Genomic DNA, 1,729 nt, shown 5'->3' with positions numbered 1-1,729 from the left:
CATTACAGATTCAGCAGTTGTTACGGTAGATCCAACTAATGTTAGTGGGGGAAGCGGTACCTATGTACGTGTAGAATTTGTTTATGATAATGGTACAGCTGCTACAGGCGATGATATTACTCAAGATGGTACAAGTTTTAGTTTTACCACGAGCAATGTTTTAGGCGGTAATGTATCGGTTACGGTTTATGATGATCAAGGTTGTTCCGCGACTACTAACGCAGTAATTCCAGCGTTTAATGCCTTAAGTTTAAGTGCTACACCGATAACAGTTACTAAAGCTATAGACTGTAGAGCTTTACCAGCAGGAGGCGAAGAGATTAGAGTTTCAGTTGATTTAACAAGTGCATTAGTTTTAGGGGAAGATTTAATCTTTACTATAACGGGTAGTTCAGTATCAACAACCAATACAGTAAGTGGTCCAAGTGCAGGTACTACAGTAACGAGTGATTTTACAGGTTTAGCTACCGATATTTATAGTATTACTATAGAGAACTCTATAACAGGTTGTATTGTGACGGTTCCTCATCAGGTTGATGTAGTTCCAAGCTTTGCTTTAGATATTTCAAGAGACAGTAATGTTGTTTGTTTTGGAGACACCAATGGATCATTAACGTTTGACTTTGCTACTAGCAGTCCTTATGCAGGGGATTATAATTATCAAGTGTTTAATACCAATGGTACTGTAGGTACTGGAGATGACTTTGCCGTTTCAGGACCAACCACAGTTGCAGCAGCAGCAGGAGCTCGTCCAATTACAGTTAACACTTTAGGAGCAGGTACTTATTATGTAAGTGTCACGATGACCGATAGTCCATTCTGTCCAGTTGTTTCTAGCGAGGTTACTATTGAATCACCAACAGCAGCTTTAGACTTTAGCACAGTTGATGTAAATCCATCATGTAATGGAAATAGTGATGGACGTATTACTGTTACTGCAGTAGATGGTTGGGGAAGTTATACTTATGAATTAGCAGATGCTTCTGGTACTACAGTTTTAGTTTCTTATGGTACTAATAATGTATTTAGTGGTTTAGCCGATGGTACCTATACTGTTAATGTTCAAGATGCCAATGGCTGTATCGATAGTGATACAGTTACTTTAACAGAGCCAGCAGCGGTTACCTTTACGTTAGATAAAGATGATAATGCTTGTGATTTAACAGGAGGTGGAAGTATTACGGTTACGGCATTAGGCGGAAGTGGAAGTTATACTTATATTTTATTAGATAGCGGTGGTACAGAGATTCGTAACCAAACGACTAATGTATTTACGAATTTACCAGCTGGTAGCTATACAGTTCAGGTAAGCGACAGCAATAGTTGTCCAGGTACAAGTCCAAGTCCAACTATTACATTAGAACCAAACTTAGAGTTTAGTTTAAGTATCACTAAGTTATTAGATTGTACAGCAAGTCCAGATGCTACTATTGAGCTTTCTATCAGTTCAGGATCTGGTAATTATGAGTATGAGGTTTTAGATAGTGGTTCAGGAACTATAGTTTCTCGTACTGGTACAGGAGGAACTACAGTTAGTTTCTCAGTTAGTTCAGCAGATACGTATACGGTTAATGTTTATGATATAGATGTATTACCAGCGCCAGGCTGTTCACGTACTCGTACTATCACAATAGATCCAGTTATCGTTCCGGACTTTAGTGCTGTAGCTATCGACAATGCAAATTGTGATGGTAGTTCAGAAGGTATTATTGAGATGACGGCGGTAGAC

At 38.8% G+C, this 1,729-nt stretch carries 1 protein-coding gene; it reads left to right on the top strand.

What is annotated here, in order from left to right; all coding sequences use genetic code 11:
- Nucleotides 1–1,729: SprB repeat-containing protein (locus BVC87_RS22945; RefSeq protein ID WP_200799233.1), on the top strand; the 1,729-nt coding region annotated here is incomplete at both ends.

The organism is Tenacibaculum agarivorans, from assembly GCF_001936575.1.
In the GTDB taxonomy this organism is placed as follows: domain Bacteria; phylum Bacteroidota; class Bacteroidia; order Flavobacteriales; family Flavobacteriaceae; genus Polaribacter; species Polaribacter agarivorans.
This window is presented reverse-complemented; position numbering and strand designations above follow the sequence as displayed.